Raw genomic sequence first — 13,409 nt, forward strand, 5'->3', positions numbered from 1 at the left:
AAATCACCCGCGCCCGACGAACGGCATCTTGGTCGCCATCACGGTCATGAACAGCACATTGGCATCGAGCGGCAGGCTGGCCATGTGGACGACGGCGTCGGCGACGCGCTGAACATCCATCACCGCTTCGGCGGCGATGCTGCCATTGGCCTGCGGTACGCCAACCGTCATGGCTTGCGCCATGTCGGTCAGCGCATTGCCGATGTCGATCTGGCCACAGGCGATGTCAAAGGGCCTGCCGTCCAGCGCCAGCGTCTTGGTGAGGCCCGTCATGGCATGCTTGGTCGCCGTATAGGGCACCGAGCCCGGCCGTGGCGCATAGGCCGACACCGAGCCATTGTTGATGATGCGGCCGCCCATCGGCTTTTGCTTGCGCATGGCGCCGAAGGCAGCACGCGCGCACAGGAACGAGCCAGTGAGATTGACGCCGACGATGTCGTTCCACACCTCGACCGGGATCTCGTCGATCGGTGTCGACTTGTAGCTCATGCCGGCATTGTTGAAGAGCAGGTCGACGCGCCCGAAAGCCGCAAGCACCGTCTCGAACAAGTCATCGACCTGATCGGCCTTGCTGATGTCGCAGGCAACCGCCAATGCCTTGGCCTGCGTCGGCCCGGCTTCCGCGATCGCGGCTTCCAGAACCGGCTTGCGGCGGCCGCAAAACACCGTGTTCCAGCCGGCCTTGAGCAGTGCCGTAGCGACGCTCTTGCCGATGCCCGTGCCGGCGCCGGTGACGATGGCGGTTTTCTTAGTGATGGCTGTCATCGCCGTCCCCCCTGATCATGGCTGGAAGAACATGTGGCATCGCAAATGATGACAGCTATGGCAAGCTGCTCGAAGGGAGCGTGCCCGACAAAAAGGGCGGTCATTGGCGACCGCCCCTGATCTGAATCGGGCTTGGGAGGAGGAAAAGCCGATCCGACTGGCTAGAATCATGCGCTTGCTAGGTTAACGAGACGTTAGCGCGAAACGGTGTCCGACTCCGCACTCTCGTTTGAAGCCTACCAGCGTGGGTTCGGCGCCGTCCCGGCCTTGGCCTTGCCTGAAGCCGGCACCTGTGCCGCCGACACGGTCGCTTCGACATGGTCGACCAGCGCGTCAGGCAGGCCGAGCCGGCCGGCCAGCAGGTCGAGATAGCCGCGTTCGGCACGCGTGTCGGGATCGATGGTGAGGCGCGACGCGGTGTAGAGCTCAAGCTTCTGCGCGTCGGTCTTGGCGCCGGCGACCAGCGTATCGAGGTCGAGCGGGCTCTCCAGCTCCGACATCAGGAACTTCTCCGCTTCCGTGCCGATGCCCGCTAGGCTGAGCTTGCCGGCGATCTTCTGGCGTTCGTCATCGTCGACATGGCCGTCGGCCTTGGCCGCCGAGATCATCGCCCGCACCAGCGTCAGCGTGAACTCATCCTCGCCCTGCGGCGCTTGCGAGGGATGGAAGGGGGTGTCGGCGGGCGGCGGCAGCAGTTCCGGCTCGCCGGCGGCCGGCGCCTGCTCGGGCGCATTGCCGGCCTTGTAGTTCTGGTAGGCCTTGTAGGCGAGGCCGCCGATCGCGGCCAGTCCGCCGAGCTTGATGGCGGTGCCCGTTACCTGGCGTCCGGTGCCGGTCCCAAGCAGCACCGCGGCCAGCGCGCCGGCCGCCAGCGGATTGTCCTTGGCCATCTGCACCGCCTGCCCGGCCTTGTCGCGGACGGTGCCGCTGGTGCCGGGAATTTGCGAGCCGAGCAGATCGTCGAGGAGCTTCTTGGGATCGAACATCAATGCCTCCAGAATTTGCCCAGCCAAACGGGCAGGTTTCGAACGTCAGAGAGGTAGGCCCCGCATATGGACATTACAATGACGGGCGAGCGCTTTGCCAGCAGCGGCGGAAATCGACGTGTCGAAACAGACTTCGGCTTCGGCTAGTGTCACGCTCCCCAACTGGATTGTCTGGAGCGTCGCATGACTGATGAAACAAGCCGTGAGCCGGCGCTTGATCCGCAGGATCTCGAGCGCCTGTTGATTGATCGGCAGTGGGTGGGAGACATTGACGGCATGGTTGCGTTGTTCGAACCCGATGCCGTCATCGATAGCGGCGAGGCTGAATTGACGCGCGGCCGCGAAGCGATCCGCGCGCTGTATGCCGCGTTTGCCGCGACCGGGCGAAAATTCCAGCGCGGAGAGCAGCGCCCGGCGGCGATCAGCGGTGACCTGGCGCTGACGTCGACCCGGCTTCCCGACGGCACGGTGACCTCCGAGGTCGCCCGTCGGCAAAGCGACGGCACGTGGCTGTGGGTGATCGACCGCTATTCCGTCGCCTGGTGACGCAATCAGAGTCCGCGCCGGCGCTCCGCCAACGCTAGCTGCCGATATGCGGCCCCCTGCCCTGGGCCTGCGCCAGCTCGACCTGGCGCTGCCGCTCGGCATAGCGGGCGCGATCCTCGTCCGAGCGAGCCTCGAAGCAATGCGGGCATGAGACGCCGGCGGCATAGTTCGGCGACAGGCGATCCTCTAGCGTCAACGGATGGCGGCAGGCGCGGCAGAGTTCGGCATCACCCTCGGTAAGGCCGTGCGACACCGAAACGCGCTCGTCGAAGACGAAGCACTCGCCTTGCCACAGGCTTTCCTCGGCCGGCACCTCTTCGAGATATTTCAGAATGCCGCCCTTGAGGTGAAACACATCCTCGACGCCCAGCGACTTCACATAGGCTGTCGCCTTCTCGCAGCGTATGCCGCCGGTACAGAACATGGCGACCTTCCTGCCGTCGAATTCGTCCCGATGTTTTTCGACCCAGGCCGGGAATTCACGAAAGCTCGCCGTTGCCGGATCGACCGCGCCCTTGAAAGTGCCGATCGACACTTCGTAGGCGTTGCGGGTGTCGATGACGATCGTGTACGGGTCCGCGATCAGCGCGTTCCAGTCCGCCGGCGCGACATAGGTGCCAGCACTTCTTGCCGGATCGATATCCTCGACACCCATGGTGACGATCTCGCGCTTGAGCCGCACCTTCATGCGGTGAAACGGCATCGTCTCGGCGCTACTGTATTTGACTTCGAGACCGGCGAGACCCTCGATGGTTTCCAGGTGATCGATCAGTTCAGCGATTGCCGCCTCGCTGCCGGCAACCGTGCCGTTGATGCCCTCATGCGCCAGAAGCAGCGTGCCCTTGATGCCGCGTCCGCAGCAGAAGGCGGCGAGCGGCGCAGGCAACGCCTCGAAGGCATCGAGTCGCACAAACCGGTAGAGCGCCGCAACGCGCAAAGGTTGATTGGACAGTGTCATTGCCAAGCCACTAAACGCTTGCGAAAGCCGATTCAAGGCAAGGCCAGCACACCAGTCTTTCCATGATTGGCGCAGCGACTCGATTCAGGGCATTGCCGGCCATGCGTGACATCGCGACACGCCTGCCTTCGTGGACAGAAAAACGGCCTTCTGCTAATCGGTTGAATTGTTCGAAGCCGGAGAGACGACAAATGCCCAGCAAGACCGAAAAGCTCCTGTCGCTCCTCAATGGCCAGCCGGTCATCCCGGTGTTGAAGATCGCCAATGTCGCCGACGCCGTGCCGCTCGCGCGGGCGCTTGCCGCCGGCGGCCTGCCGGCGATCGAGATCACGCTCAGGACAGCCGATGCCCTGGAGGCGATCCGCCGCGTCGCAGGCGAAGTCGAGGGCGCCATCGTCGGCTCCGGCACCATTCTCGATGCAAAGCAGTTCGACGAGGCGGCGGCTGCAGGCTCGAAATTCATCGTCAGCCCCGGCATCACCCGCGAGCTTCTGGCGGCGGCGAAAGACAGCGACGTGCCGTTGCTGCCCGGCGCCATCACGCCGGGCGAGATCATGGCGGCGCGGGAAGCTGGACTGCGTTTCCTGAAATTCTTCCCGGCCGAACAGTCGGGCGGCATCGCCTCGCTGAAGGCATTCGCCTCGCCGCTCGCCGACGTGAAATTCTGCCCAACAGGCGGCATCACTGGCAAGAACGCCGCTGAATATCTGAGCCTGCCCAACGTCGTCTGCGTCGGCGGCTCCTGGGTGGCTCCGGACGAATTGGTCAAGGCCGGCAAGTGGGATGAGATCGAAGCGCTGGCGCGGGCCGCGAGCAAACTCGGGAAGTAAGCCCAAAAAAGCCCGGCCGGCTTTCGCCGACCGGCTCGCTGCTTCGAATGCCTCAGTTGCAGACTTTGACCTTCTCGACGACCCTGTGGTGGTGGACCCAATGCGTAACCCACTTGGTCCTGCAGTGATGCTTTCCGGTCTTGATGATCCCGGTTTCAGCCTGCGTTGGAGCGATCGCGGCCGAAACTGCCGCCAGCGCCAGAACTGACGCCAATAGAAAGTTTTTCATTGAAATCCCCAGGTTGGAACAAACCTAGCCCCAACCCGGAAAAGGCTGGGGTGTTCCACCATCACGGGACGTTCAGTCCTGCGTGATCTTGCAGGCCCAAGGGGCGCGAAAAGCATCATTTGAGGAAGCTGGTTCCCGCTCATGGGCTCGAACCACGATTCACGCCTTCAAAGGGCGCTGTCCTACCATTAGACGAAGCGGGAGAAAGGTGGCTTGGTGGTTAGCATCCCAGCGCGATGAAGGCCAGCGCCGTGTGGAAAAGACCGACCAGTAGAATTTCCTTAAAACAAAAAACCGCGCGGGTTGCCCGGCGCGGCTTTGGTGGCATTCGGCCAGACGTTACTTGGTCTGGAAGCGGGCGACAGAAAGGAACTTGATTGCGTTGCCGGTGAACCGGTTGGCGTCGGCCATCTGGTTGTCCTGCTGGAAGCCGGCCGTGTAGACCTCGCTCGGCGCCGTACGCACCAGGTTGTAGGCAAAGCGCGGCGCCGTCGTGGAGTCTGAAACGGTGGCGACATACTCGCCGCTGTGCAGCGCCCAGCGCGCCGCCTGCGGCGCGGCGGCAACCACCACCGCTTTCGGTCCCGGCTTCAGGTCGCGGGCGGTGGCCCTGGCTTCCTTGCGCGTGGTCTTCACACCGGCGCCGATTGCTGCAGCCGGATCGGAACCGGCCGGGCGGGCGGCGATGGCATCGCGCGGCGAAGCGGCATCGACACCGGACGGGTCGTTGAACGCCGAGCGCGGCTGAAGCGAGGCGACCTGATAGCCGTCGGTGACGCCGGCCTGCTCGAGAACAGCCTTGACCTCATCCGGACGCTGCGACGGCAGCACCGAGAAGGCGTCGGTAGCGGTCTGGTTGTGTGATGCCGTATCCGCCAGCGCCAACAGCACGTCCTTGTCCTGCGGCGCGAGATCGGCCGGCAGCGAACGGTCGGGACGCCAGGTCGGCAGCGGAATGTTGTTGACCGCGACCTGCGCCGGGTCGGCGATTGTGGAGGGATCCGCCATGCCGAAAGGAACGCTCGTCGGCGCTTGCGCCGTCGCCACCGTCTGCTCGGTTGTGGCGGTGGCATCGGCGGTGCCGAACGGAACATTTTCAGGTGTCTGTGCGCCGACATCGGCCTTCGGACGCGGTGCGAAATCAGGCAACGGAATCTCTTTGGCCGGCAGCGCCGCGATGATCGTCGCCGGCGTGTCCTGCTGCGGCTCCGAATCGGCGGCGTCATCGGCAAGCTGCGGAATCTCGGCACGCTGCGCATCCTGCGGCGCCACAATGGTTATGCCGGGAAGGTTGCTGCTCTTGGCGGTCGGCTTCACGCTCTTCAACTTGGGAGCGGGGGCGGCCGAAGCCGTCTCGACATCGGCGCTGTCATCGGCCTCGTCGTCGCCGCCGCCAAAGAAAGCAGCAAGGAAGCCACCGGACTTCTTGGTGCTGCCGCCAGCACTTGCCAGTTCGATGGCGGGGGCGCCAGAACCCTTGCGCGCCTTGTAGGAGGCGAGCGCCTGCGCATAGCCCGGCAGCGGCTTGCCGTCGCTCGGCACATGCAGCGTCTTGCCGTTGGGAAATACACTCACCAGTTCCTGACGGCTGATGCCGGGCCAATGGCGCACATTGCCGACATCCATGTGGACGAAGGGCGAGCCGGAGGTCGGATAATAGCCGACGCCGCCACCTTGCATCTTGAGACCGATGTTACGCAGCTTCTTCAGCGGCACGCCGGGAATGTAGAAGTCCATTGCCCTGCCCAGCATATGCTGGCTTTTCTCGGCAACGCCCCGGCTGCGGCTGCGCAGCATCGAGTTGGTGGCCGGCGAGCGATAGCCGCAGACGACCTGGATGTAGTCGGTGGCACCGCTTTCCCGGTAGGCTTCCCAGACCAGGTCCAGCAAGCGCGGATCCATCTTGGTCGGCTCGTTGCGACGCCAGTCGCGCAGGATGATGTTGATCTTCCGGAGCCCCTCGGGGACATAGCGGCCATTGCGCTTGTAAACGATCTCGGCCTTTTCGTGCGTGTGGAGATGATACAGCTTGAGCGAACGTGTTTCCGCGCTGGCGCCGGTTGCAGCCGCGGAAAGGAAACAAACAGCAAGAATCACCGCTGCCAGCCATCTCGGCCAGACGCTCATGTGATAGTGCCGCCCGTTTGTGTGTCGTTCGACTCTGTTCAAATCAAAAGGCCCTGCAGGCTGCCGTTTGTCCCCGGATTTGCCCAAACGGATGCGTCGTTTTCACATCCGAATATCGATCCTAATGGTTAATCATCGCTTATTGAAGCCGAAATGCGGTAACACCGTGGCGATATCCCGTCAAAAATATTGCACAGGGTTTCTTGGTAAACTGCTGGTTTAGATCAGGTTTCAGCCTTTTGCAGCAACACGATCTGTTACCGTTGGCCTTAATGCGTGAACAGCAGCACACATACGTCGTCCCAGCCTGCCACATTCCGGCTTTGACGCCTGAATCAAGGCCGCATTATGATTGGGGAAACTGGTCCCGGCCTTGCGCCGTCAGGATGCTAGCCGGTCGACGCGGCCGGTTTCCGGGTCGATACCGTATTCCTTGAGCTTCCGGTAGAGCGTCGAGCGGCCAATGCCGAGGCGGCGGGCGACCTCGCTCATCTGGCCGCTATAGTGGTCGATCGCCAGCTTGATCATTTCCAACTCGACATCGGCCAGCGCGCGCACATTGCCGCGCTCGTCCAGCGCCCGCAGCGTGCCGAAACGCGGCTGCAGCCTGGCCGGAGGATCGAGTTCGGTCGCAACGGCACCGCCATCGTCTTGCGGCTCGCTGCCCGGGATCGAGCCGGGTTGGGGCAATGCGGCATACGCATCGAGATTGACGGTGCCGTCCACCTGCGCCCGGATCTGCGGAAACTCCTCCGTGGTCAACACATCGCCTTCGGCAAGCACTGAGGCCCTGAACACTGCGTTTTCCAGCTGCCGGATGTTTCCCGGCCAATCATAGGCCTGCAGCATGGCAAGTGCTGCATCCGAAATGCCGAGCAGTCGGTGGCGCGAATCGACGGGCGCAACCTTCTCCATGAAGTGCGTGACCAGATAGGGAATATCGTCGCGACGGTCGCGCAGCGGCGGTACGAAGATCGGATAGACATTCAGCCGGTAGAACAGGTCCTCGCGGAACTTGCCGTCCTTGACCTGCTGCAAAAGGTTCCGGTGCGTTGCCGAGATCAGCCTGATGTCGACCCTGACGGTCGAACGGCCGCCGACCGGATCGACCTCGCCATCCTGAACGGCGCGCAGAAGCTTGACCTGCACGTCGAGCGGCAGGTCGCCGATCTCGTCGAGGAACAGCGTGCCCGAATGCGCCTCGACGAACTTGCCCGTGTGTTTTTCGGTGGCACCGGTGAACGACCCTTTTTCGTGGCCGAACAGGATCGATTCGACCAGATTATCGGGGATGGCGCCGCAATTGACGGTGACGAAGGGTCTTGAGCGGCGGTCGCCGCTGCCCTGGATGGCACGCGCCACCAGTTCCTTGCCGACGCCCGACTCGCCCTCGATCAGGATCGGGATGTTGGAGGCCGCCGCCTTCTGGCCGAGACGGATCACCCGGTCCATCGCCGGGCTGTGCGTGATCATGTCCTTGAAGGTCAGATGGCCGCCGCGCCGTCGCGACGTGCGCTTGACCTCGTCCTCGACCGCCTCGACCTTGAGCGCGTTGCCGATCGACGTCTGCAGTCGGTCGGGAGAAGCCGGTTTGACGACAAAATCGAAAGCACCGTGCCGCATCGCCGAAACGACGGTTTCGATGCCGCCCTGGGCGGTCTGCACGATAACAGGGATATGGATGCCGCGCTCGCGCATGGCCTTCAGCACGCCGATGCCGTCGAGGCCCGGCATGACAAGATCGAGGATGATCGCCGACACATCGCCTGCATTGGGCCCGTCGAGGACCGCGAGCCCGGCTTCGCCGCCATCGGCAACGATCGCGGTGTGGCCGAACCGCGTCACTGCCGCCTCGAGCAGCCTGCGCTGCACGGGATCGTCATCGACTATGAGTATGGAACCTGTCATGACTGCTCTGAATTACCCGCCCGATTGTATCCGCCCTATGGATCATCTTGGCACAGGGTTCTAAATAAGGTTTCAAAAAACCCGGTGAATGAATTCCTTAGGATTTGACCGGCTTGTCCTTTCCCCTTGATTCCGGAAGGTTATTGTTGATGCGCATGGTTCCAGGTGGGCAGCTTGCTGCGGCGGCGTCCGGTCAGGGCGCAGCGGAGCTTGGCGATCTGCCGGAGTGGAACCTCGCCGATCTCTATCCCGGCATGGAAGCGCCCGAGCTGAAGCGCGACATCGCCAAGGCAGCAAGCGATGCCACCGCCTTCGAGAATCGCTGGAAAGGCACGCTGGCCGCCGAGGCCGGACGTGGCAGCGCCGGCAAGTTGGGCGAGGCGCTTGCCGCCTATGAGGCGCTCGAGGAACTGATCGGCCGCATCGTCTCCTATGCCGGTCTGGTCTATGCCGGCAACACGGCCGACCCGCAGCGCGCCAAACTCTATGGCGACATCCAGGAGAAGATGACCGACGCCAGCGCGCATCTCCTGTTTTTCGCGCTCGAACTGAACCTGATCGACGATGCCGCGATCGAGGACGCGCTTGCATCCGACCCGGGCTTCGCCCACTACCGGCCTTGGGTGCTCGATCTGCGCATGGACAAGCCTTACCAGCTCGAGGATCGCGTCGAGCAGCTCTTCCACGAAAAGTCGATTACCGGGCGCGGTGCCTGGAACCGGCTGTTCGACGAGACGATGACCGATCTGCGCTTCGACATCGACGGCGAGGAACTGGCGCTCGAGCCGGCGCTGAACCGCCTGCAGGACGCCGACAGTGAGGTGCGCCGCCGGGCTTCCGAGGCGCTGGCCGCAACCTTCCGCAAGAATTTGCGCACCTTCACGCTGATCACCAACACGCTGGCCAAGGACAAGGAGATTTCAGACCGTTGGCGCGGCTTCGAGGACATCGCCGATTCACGCCATCTCGCCAACCGCGTCGAGCGCAGCGTGGTCGATGCGCTGGCGTCGGCCGTTCGCGACGCCTATCCGCGCCTGTCGCATCGCTATTACGCGATGAAGGCGCGCTGGCTCGGCATGGACGTGATGAACCATTGGGACCGCAACGCGCCATTGCCGGAGACGCCGCAGGCGGTGATTGGCTGGGACGAGGCGAAGAACACGGTGCTGTCCGCCTACCAGCGCTTTTCACCCGACATGGCGGAAATCGCCAGGGTCTTCTTCGACCGCAACTGGATCGACGCACCGGTCAGGCCGGGCAAGTCGCCGGGCGCGTTTGCACATCCGACGGTGCCGTCGGCGCATCCCTATGTGCTGCTCAACTATATGGGCAAGCCGCGCGATGTGATGACGCTGGCGCACGAACTCGGCCACGGCGTGCACCAGGTGCTGGCCGGCGGCCAGGGCGCGCTGATGGCCTCGACGCCGCTGACGCTGGCCGAGACGGCATCCGTCTTCGGCGAGATGCTGACCTTCCGCTCGCTGCTCGACCAGACCACCGACAAGCGCGAGCGCAAGGCCATGCTCGCGCAGAAGGTCGAGGACATGATCAACACGGTCGTGCGCCAGATCGCCTTCTACGAGTTCGAGCGCAAGGTGCATGCCGAGCGCAAGAACGGCGAACTGACCTCCGACAAGCTCGGCCAGTTCTGGCTGGAAGTGCAGGCGGAGAGCCTCGGGCCGGCGATCAAATTGCGCGAGGGCTACGAGGTCTTCTGGACCTACATCCCGCACTTCATCCACTCGCCCTTCTACGTCTATGCCTATGCCTTCGGCGATTGCCTGGTGAACTCGCTCTATGCCGTCTACCAGAATGCCGAACGCGGTTTTCAGGACAAGTATTTCGAGATGCTGCGCGCCGGTGGCACCAAGCACCATTCGGAGCTTCTGGCGCCCTTCGGCCTCGACGCCACCGACCCCGCCTTCTGGCAGATCGGACTTGGCGTGATCGGCGGACTGATCGACGAACTGGAAGCGCTGGACAACTGACCCGCACCGGCATGGCGTCAGCTGGCGGGTCGACCAGAACAGTTTACCGGGAATGCATGTTGAGACGCTCTATTCTTGCTCTAAATATTTGTTCTTGAACAACTCTGCGTGGAAATTTTCCGTTAGCTTTCCGTAGGCTGTATGGTAGCGTCGCGCTTGAAGCTCAGCCGGGCTCGCGGCTCCGGCCGGCAAGATTTCGGCCGGTCGTGGCGGCTCGGCGAATGCGACAACGACCGTTGGCCATGGGCGGGAAGCCGATCCCCGACAGTCGATCAAGAAGCCGGCTGTTCTGCGAACCGCCGAACCACCATTGATTGATCCTTCGCCAAGGTCATGACTTTTAGGCCACGGCGGGCGGATCTGACCGGAGAGAGACAATGGGCACTTTTATCTACATCCTCCTGGCGTTCCTTGTAGGCGTGTTGGTTGGCTGGTTTCTCTGGGGGCGTCTGCGCGGCGAGCTTGACAGCCTGCGCGGCGACATGGACCGCACGCGCAGCGAGCGTGACAGATTGCGTGCCGATTCCGACCGCCTGACCGGCGAGCTGAATGCATGCGGCAAGACCCGCGCCGATCTCGAGCGCCGGCTGCGCGAAACGCAAGCGGCACCCGCCAAGCCCGGCCCGGCAAAGGCAGCTGGCCAGGCGCCGGCAGCCCTGATGTCAACGCCGGCGGCGGCCAAGTCCGCACCGGCCAAACCTGCGGCGGCCAAATCTGCGGCGGCCAAGCCCGCGCCAGCAAAGCCGGCGGCTGCCAAGCCTGCGGCCGCAAAACCAGCCGCAGCCAAGACGGCAGCCGCGCCAAAGGCCGCCGCCCCCAAGGCGGCCGCGTCAAAGGCAAATGCCGCACAGGCCGCGCCAGCGGCAACGACAGCAGCGCCGGCCGCCGGCAAGGCCGACAATCTGCGCCGCCTGATCGGCATCGGCCCGGTCAACGAGAAACTGCTCAAGGGCCTTGGCGTCACAACCTACGCCCAGATCGCCGGCTGGACCGCCGACGACGTCAAACGGATCGAGGACGTTCTGAACTTCGACGGCCGCATCGCGCGTGAGCACTGGATCGAGCAGGCGAAGCTTCTGGCCGCCGGCGACGAGACGGAATTCGCCAAGCAGTTCCCGACCGCCGGAACCGCCAACAACACCTGAGCCCGGCAACAAGACTGCATTTGGAACAAGGCGGCGTCCCCGGACGCCGCCTTTGTCTTTTGGCCGTAACCACCTTTGCGTCTTCAGACGCCGTTCCCTCGATTGCGCGCGGTCACCCCCCCATATAGAGCCATCACTGGCGCCATCGACTGCAGCATCCGAGCCTCATGTCCCTGCCCTCTGCAATTTTCCGCAATGATGAAAGCGGCCGTCAGCTCGTTTTCGACCGTCCGGCTGAAATCATCGTCGCAAACACGGCTGAGGATTTCCTGCCGGCGTTGCAGGCTGCGCAGGCAGCAACCGATGCCGGCAAATGGCTGGCTGGCTATTTCTCCTACGAGGCCGGCTATCTGCTCGAGCCAAAACTTGTTCCGCTGCTGCCGGCAGGTCGACGCGCTCCACTCGTTTGTCTGGGTGTCTTCGATGCTCCGGTCGAACAGGCGCTGCCGCTTCGTGGCGCGCCGGCCACCAACGGTCCGATCTTCGACGCCAAAGCCGACTGGTCTTCAAAGGACTACGCGGAACGCTTTGCGCGGCTGCACGACCACATCCGCAAGGGCGACTGCTATCAGGGCAATCTGACCTTTCCGATCCATGCGCAGTGGTCGGGTGATCCGCTCGCCGCCTTCGACGCGCTGACCGAACGCCAGCCGGTGAAATATGGCGCGCTGGTCGCGCTCGGCGACCCGATCGTTCTGTCGCGCTCACCGGAGCTGTTCTTCGAGATCGGCACTGAGGGCAACATCGAAACCCATCCGATGAAGGGCACCGCACCGCGCGGCGCGACCAAGGCGGAAGACGCGCGGCTGAAAGCGTTTTTGCGCAACGACGAGAAGAACCAGGCCGAGAACCGGATGATCGTCGACCTCTTGCGCAACGACATCTCGCTGATCAGCGAGGTCGGCACGCTGGAGGTGCCGGAGCTGTTTCGCATCGAAAGCTATCCGACCGTCCACCAGATGGTCAGCCGCGTGCGGGCAAAGCTTCTGCCGGATCTCACCATCCGCCAGATCTTTGCGGCGCTGTTTCCCTGCGGCTCGATCACCGGCGCGCCGAAAATCCGCGCCATGGAAATCCTGCACGAGCTGGAAGGCGTGCCGCGCGATGTCTATTGCGGCGCCATCGGCTGGATCGCGCCTGAGGGCATGATGCGCTTTTCGGTGGCGATCCGCACCATCTCGCTCTTCTCCAGCGGCGAAGCCGTCTACAATGTCGGCGGCGGCGTCGTCTTCGATTCGACGGCCGAGGAGGAGTACCAGGAGTGTCTGCTGAAAGCGCGCTTCGCGACGGGAACGCCGCCGACTTCGAACTGATCGAAACCATGCGCTGGGAGCCTGGAACAGGCTTCCTCCGTTTCGACCGCCACCTTGCACGCCTCTATGGCTCGGCAGCTGAACTCGGCTTCGCCTGCGATCCGCAGAAGGTCGGCGAGGTGTTGATGGATACGGTCGGCCGACAAGGCATCGCCCTGCGTACTCGGCTCGTTCTCTCGCGCAACGGCAAGGCGACGGCTGCTGCCCAGCCTTTTGAACCACTCGCCGCCAACAAGGTCTGGCGGCTGCAGCTGGCGCGGGTGCGGCTGGACTCGAACGACACGCTGCTGCGCCACAAGACCAGCCGGCGGCATACCTATCAGCGGGCGCGTGCCGAATACCTGATCAGCCAGGCCGACGAAGTGCTTCTGGCCAATGAGCGCGGCGAAATCTGCGAGGGCACGATATCAAATGTCTTCGCCGATTTCGGCGATGGCGTGCTGGCGACGCCCCGGCTCGATTGCGGCCTGCTGCCTGGCGTATTGCGCGGCGCGTTGCTGGATGAAGGCCGAGCCCGGGAAGCGATCTACACCTTGGATGATCTGAAGTCGGCCAAGGCGCTTTTTGTCGGCAATTCCTTGCGCGGTTTGATCCCCGCACGGCTAGGCTGACCG

General features: G+C 63.6%; 11 protein-coding genes and 1 tRNA gene. 6 read left to right on the forward strand and 6 right to left on the reverse strand.

From position 1 onward, the window contains the following. Nucleotides 1-3: 3 nt before the first annotated feature. Both AC1D0N_RS24170 and AC1D0N_RS24175 read right to left on the reverse strand, forming a co-directional pair. A complete protein-coding gene (locus AC1D0N_RS24170; RefSeq protein ID WP_477248402.1) occupies nucleotides 4-765 on the reverse strand; it encodes an SDR family oxidoreductase in 762 nt (253 codons plus the stop codon). A 236-nt stretch (nucleotides 766-1,001) separates the two neighbouring features. Next, nucleotides 1,002-1,751: a tellurite resistance TerB family protein gene (locus AC1D0N_RS24175; RefSeq protein ID WP_477248404.1), complete on the reverse strand. Its 750-nt coding sequence runs from the start codon at nucleotides 1,749-1,751 to the stop codon at nucleotides 1,002-1,004. Nucleotides 1,752-1,934: 183 nt separating this feature from the next. Between AC1D0N_RS24175 and AC1D0N_RS24180 the strand changes: the two genes are divergently transcribed. Next, entirely contained in the window at nucleotides 1,935-2,297 is a 363-nt protein-coding gene (locus AC1D0N_RS24180) for a YybH family protein (protein ID WP_477248405.1), read from the forward strand. A gap of 34 nt (nucleotides 2,298-2,331) precedes the next feature. Here AC1D0N_RS24180 and trhO read toward each other — a convergent pair whose 3' ends face one another. Then, nucleotides 2,332-3,255, reverse strand: coding sequence for an oxygen-dependent tRNA uridine(34) hydroxylase TrhO (gene trhO, locus AC1D0N_RS24185; protein WP_477248407.1), 924 nt, complete (start codon nucleotides 3,253-3,255; stop codon nucleotides 2,332-2,334). Nucleotides 3,256-3,446: 191 nt separating this feature from the next. On the opposite strand from trhO, the gene AC1D0N_RS24190 reads away from it, so the two are divergent. After that, a complete protein-coding gene (locus tag AC1D0N_RS24190) occupies nucleotides 3,447-4,085 on the forward strand; it encodes a 2-dehydro-3-deoxy-phosphogluconate aldolase (protein ID WP_477248409.1) in 639 nt (212 codons plus the stop codon). A gap of 358 nt (nucleotides 4,086-4,443) precedes the next feature. Here AC1D0N_RS24190 and AC1D0N_RS24195 read toward each other — a convergent pair. The 3 genes from AC1D0N_RS24195 to AC1D0N_RS24205 form a co-directional block, all read right to left on the reverse strand. Further along, nucleotides 4,444-4,517, reverse strand: a tRNA-Gln gene (locus tag AC1D0N_RS24195). Nucleotides 4,518-4,653: 136 nt separating this feature from the next. Next, nucleotides 4,654-6,441, reverse strand: a complete 1,788-nt coding sequence (mepK, locus tag AC1D0N_RS24200) for a peptidoglycan L,D-endopeptidase MepK (protein WP_477248411.1) — start codon at nucleotides 6,439-6,441, stop codon at nucleotides 4,654-4,656. Between the two features lie 381 nt (nucleotides 6,442-6,822). Next, nucleotides 6,823-8,349: a sigma-54-dependent transcriptional regulator gene (locus AC1D0N_RS24205; RefSeq protein WP_477248413.1), complete on the reverse strand. Its 1,527-nt coding sequence runs from the start codon at nucleotides 8,347-8,349 to the stop codon at nucleotides 6,823-6,825. Nucleotides 8,350-8,498: 149 nt separating this feature from the next. Between AC1D0N_RS24205 and AC1D0N_RS24210 the strand changes: the two genes are divergently transcribed. The 4 genes from AC1D0N_RS24210 (at nucleotide 8,499) to AC1D0N_RS24225 (ending at nucleotide 13,406) form a co-directional block, all read left to right on the forward strand. After that, a complete protein-coding gene (locus tag AC1D0N_RS24210; protein WP_477248415.1) occupies nucleotides 8,499-10,337 on the forward strand; it encodes a M3 family oligoendopeptidase in 1,839 nt (612 codons plus the stop codon). Nucleotides 10,338-10,714: 377 nt separating this feature from the next. After that, a complete protein-coding gene (locus AC1D0N_RS24215; protein WP_477248417.1) occupies nucleotides 10,715-11,482 on the forward strand; it encodes a proton-conducting membrane transporter in 768 nt (255 codons plus the stop codon). Between the two features lie 167 nt (nucleotides 11,483-11,649). Beyond that, a complete protein-coding gene (locus tag AC1D0N_RS24220; RefSeq protein ID WP_477248419.1) occupies nucleotides 11,650-12,795 on the forward strand; it encodes an aminodeoxychorismate synthase component I in 1,146 nt (381 codons plus the stop codon). Further along, nucleotides 12,744-13,406, forward strand: coding sequence for an aminotransferase class IV family protein (locus AC1D0N_RS24225; RefSeq protein ID WP_477248421.1), 663 nt, complete (start codon nucleotides 12,744-12,746; stop codon nucleotides 13,404-13,406). Before AC1D0N_RS24220 ends, AC1D0N_RS24225 begins: the two co-directional genes overlap by 52 nt. Nucleotides 13,407-13,409: the final 3 nt, after the last annotated feature.

The sequence above is a fragment of the Mesorhizobium sp. P2_E10 genome (genome assembly GCF_056404235.1).